This is a genomic window from Facilibium subflavum (genome assembly GCF_003574485.1).
Taxonomy (GTDB): domain Bacteria; phylum Pseudomonadota; class Gammaproteobacteria; order Francisellales; family Francisellaceae; genus Facilibium; species Facilibium subflavum.
In genome coordinates this window covers 1-3,778 of sequence record NZ_QLIT01000203.1, presented here as the reverse complement: position 1 = coordinate 3,778, position 3,778 = coordinate 1, and the positions used below count along the sequence as shown (strand labels likewise).

General features: G+C 39.4%; 3 protein-coding genes. All 3 read left to right on the top strand.

Going from position 1 to position 3,778, the window contains the following annotated elements; translation table 11 throughout:
• Positions 1–91 precede the first annotated feature (91 nt).
• The 3 genes from DNK84_RS11255 (at position 92) to DNK84_RS11245 (ending at position 3,736) form a co-directional block, all read left to right on the top strand.
• Positions 92–607 (top strand): dihydrofolate reductase, encoded by a 516-nt coding sequence (locus DNK84_RS11255; protein WP_119344603.1) that lies wholly within the window; start codon positions 92–94, stop codon positions 605–607.
• A gap of 125 nt (positions 608–732) precedes the next feature.
• Positions 733–3,168: a leucine--tRNA ligase gene (leuS, locus tag DNK84_RS11250; protein WP_119344602.1), complete on the top strand. Its 2,436-nt coding sequence runs from the start codon at positions 733–735 to the stop codon at positions 3,166–3,168.
• A gap of 4 nt (positions 3,169–3,172) precedes the next feature.
• Entirely contained in the window at positions 3,173–3,736 is a 564-nt protein-coding gene (locus tag DNK84_RS11245; RefSeq protein WP_162902404.1) for an LPS-assembly lipoprotein LptE, read from the top strand.
• Positions 3,737–3,778 lie beyond the last annotated feature (42 nt).

Below are 3,778 nucleotides of genomic sequence, written 5' to 3'. Positions count from 1 at the left end.
TTAGATGCGTTTACCCTGCCGCTTCTCTTTACGTTGTTTTTTAGGAAAAAATTTCGTTATACTATCTGCAAATCATTTTGCTGGAAAAATAATGCTATCGATCATTGTTGCCTATGATCAACATCATGGAATTGGTCTTAAAAATACGCTTCCTTGGAAATTATCAGATGACTTGAAAAATTTTAAAAAAATCACAGAGAATAATTATATTGTCATGGGACGAAAAACCTTTGACTCTATCGGCCGTCCCCTGCCCAAGCGAAAAAATATTATTCTCACCAAAAAGCAAGACTATCATCAAGACAAATGTATTATTTTACATTCAATTGAACAGGTTTTAACACTGGCAAAAGAAAAACCACATTACGAAATATTTATCATCGGTGGCGCGGAAATCTATCAGCAGTTTCTGCCCTTTGTTGATCGACTGTATATCACAAAAGTGAATGCCGTTCAGCCTGCTGATACCTTTTTCCCTAAATGGGATAAAACACAATTCAAACGCATTGGTAACCGTCACTATAAAAAAGATGAGAATAACCAGTTTGATTTTGATTTTGAAGTATGGGAGAAGAAGGCTGATTTACTTCAAGCTGATGACACATGATACCCTATCGTAACAACCTATCGATAAAACCCATTAAATTCAATAGTTTTCTTTAGCCTGTTTTTTCGTTAATATAAGCCCTTATATATATGAATTAGTTTAACAACCCTCGTGGAAAGATACCGATGCAAAAAAACTATGATTTTTCTGCCTTAGAGAAAAATATTCAACGATTCTGGCAAGACAATAATACTTTCAAAGCACAAAAAGATGGTAACAAGGAAAAATTTTACTGCCTGTCAATGCTTCCATATCCAAGTGGTGCGCTGCATATGGGGCATGTGCGTAATTACACCCTTGGTGATGTTATAAGCCGTTATCAAAAAATGCTTGGCAAAAATGTGTTACAACCCATGGGATGGGATGCCTTTGGCCTTCCTGCAGAAAATGCAGCAATTAAACATAAAAAAGCACCTGCTGATTGGACCTATCACAATATTGAACACATGAAAGAACAACTAAAGCGTCTGGGCTTTGGTTATGACTGGGATCGAGAGCTTGCCACCTGCAAACCAGATTACTACCGTTGGGAGCAATGGTTTTTTATTGAACTTTATAAAAAAGGGCTTGTTTATCGCAAAAATTCTGTTGTCAACTGGGATCCAGTTGACCAAACAGTCTTAGCAAATGAGCAGGTTATTGATGGTCGCGGCTGGCGTTCAGGTGCGCTTGTGGAGAAAAAAGAAATCCCTCAATGGTTTATTAAGATCACTGACTATGCTGATGAGCTTTTAGCGGATCTTGAAAAACTTTCAGGATGGCCTGAAGCAGTGAAAACCATGCAGCATAACTGGATTGGCAAATCAAAAGGTATACAGATTCGTTTTGATGTTGATGATGGCGATCATGATTATTTAGAGGTTTTCACAACAAGACCTGATACGCTCATGGGTTCCACGTATTTAGCTATTGCACCAGAGCACCCATTAACATTAAAGCAAGCTAAATCAAATACAAAATTAGCTGAGTTTATCAAAGAATGTCAACACAGCTCCACCATGGAAGCTGATCTTGCCACCCAGGAGAAAAAAGGTGTTGATATTGGTTTATCGGCAATCCACCCGCTAACCGGCGAGTCCATGCCGATATGGGCGGCAAACTTTGTTTTAACCGGTTATGGCACAGGTGCTGTTATGTCTGTTCCAGGTCATGACCAACGCGACTGGGAATTTGCACAAAAATATCACCTGCCAATCAAACAGGTAATTAAAGGAACGGATGAAAACCCTTGCCAACTTGATAAAGAAGCCTACACAGAAAAAGGTATTTTAATGAACTCTGGTGAATTTGATGGCTTAGACTTTGATCAAGCCTTCAATGCAATTACTAAGCAGTTAATCACAGAGAACAAAGGTGTAAAGCAGACAAACTTCCGTCTTCGTGACTGGGGTGTTTCACGTCAACGCTACTGGGGATGTCCAATCCCGATGATTCACTGTGAAAAATGCGGCATCGTACCAGAAGCCGAAGAAAATCTTCCAGTAAAATTGCCTGAAAATGTTTCACTTGACGGGACCATATCGCCTTTAAAAACGATTCCAGCATTTTATGAAACGACTTGTCCAACATGCCATCAAAAAGCAACGCGTGAAACCGACACCTTTGATACGTTTATGGAGTCTTCCTGGTATTATGCACGCTACACTTGTGTCAACGCTGACGCAATGCTTGATGAAGAAGCTAATTACTGGCTGCCAGTTGATCAATATGTTGGCGGCGTGGAACATGCGATTATGCATTTGCTTTATGCACGCTTTTTTCATAAGCTGATGCGTGATGCTGGTCTTATTAACAGCGATGAACCTTTTACAAACCTTCTAACACAAGGCATGGTATTAAAAGATGGTGCTAAAATGTCAAAATCAAAAGGCAACACCGTTGACCCGCAAGATTTAATTAATAAATATGGCGCTGATACCGTACGCTTATTTAGCATGTTTGCTGCCCCTCCTGAACAATCCCTTGAATGGTCAGACTCTGGTGTTGACGGCGCACACCGGTTTTTGAAAAAATTATGGAATTATGCTTTTGAAAATAAAGCAAGCTTTAGCGTTGATGCTAAGCCCAAGGCATTAGACAAAAATGATCAAAAAATCCGTTTTGAAATTCATGCCAATTTAAAACAGGCTTTATTTGACTTAGAGAAAACGCAATTAAATACGGTTGTATCTGCTTGTATGAAAATACTCAACGCTTTACAAAATGCCAAAAGCAATGCATTAAAAACCGAAGGATTCTCAATTTTATTGCGACTTCTATCCCCTTTTACACCACATATCACACAACATTTGTGGCAAAGCCTTGGTTTTGGTGATGATATTTTACATGCAGGCTTCCCACAGGTAGATAAGCGCGCACTTATCAGTGACGAGTTTACACTTGTCATCCAAGTCAATGGCAAACTTCGTGCTAAAATGGAAGTCTCCAGCGACTATGACGAAAACCAGATCCAACAAGCCGCCATTGCACATGAGAACGTTCACAAACTTGTTGATGGAAAAGCAATTCGTAAAGTCATCTATATCCCTAAAAAGCTACTTAACATCGTTGTGGGAGCCTAATATTATGTTTTTAAAAAAAACAGCATACACAAAGCATTATATACGACTCACACTTATCATGCTATTTGCAGGGCTTTTATATGGCTGCGGTTTCCACCTTCGTGGCTTTAATCAGGAATTACCAAAATTTATGCAAAAAATTTATATTGAATATGATGGTAATGACTTTAGCTTCCTTAACACACTGCATGCAACACTTAATGCCACTGGCGCGACATTAACAACGCAACAGAAACAAGCCAACATTATTCTTGAAATCCGTCAAGCAGCCTCCAGCCAGCGCCTGGTTGGGATTACCGGTGGTGCCTCATCAAATCAATATCTGATTTCGTACACGGTTGACTACCAGCTACTGACAAGCGACGGACAGGTGATATTAGCTAACCAGTCAAATACAGCCTCACAAAGCTTTAACACCAATGCCACACAACAGCTTAGCAATGATACACAAAAGCAAGAAATCATTGCCAATTTACAAACACAGGTAGCGAATAATATTATTTCACAGATGCAAAGCATCAGCGAGCAAGACTATCAAAATGCTTTAGCCAGTGATTCCGAGAATTAAAGCCTCTGACAGACCTGGTTAAAGACTAATGGCACTAAGTTA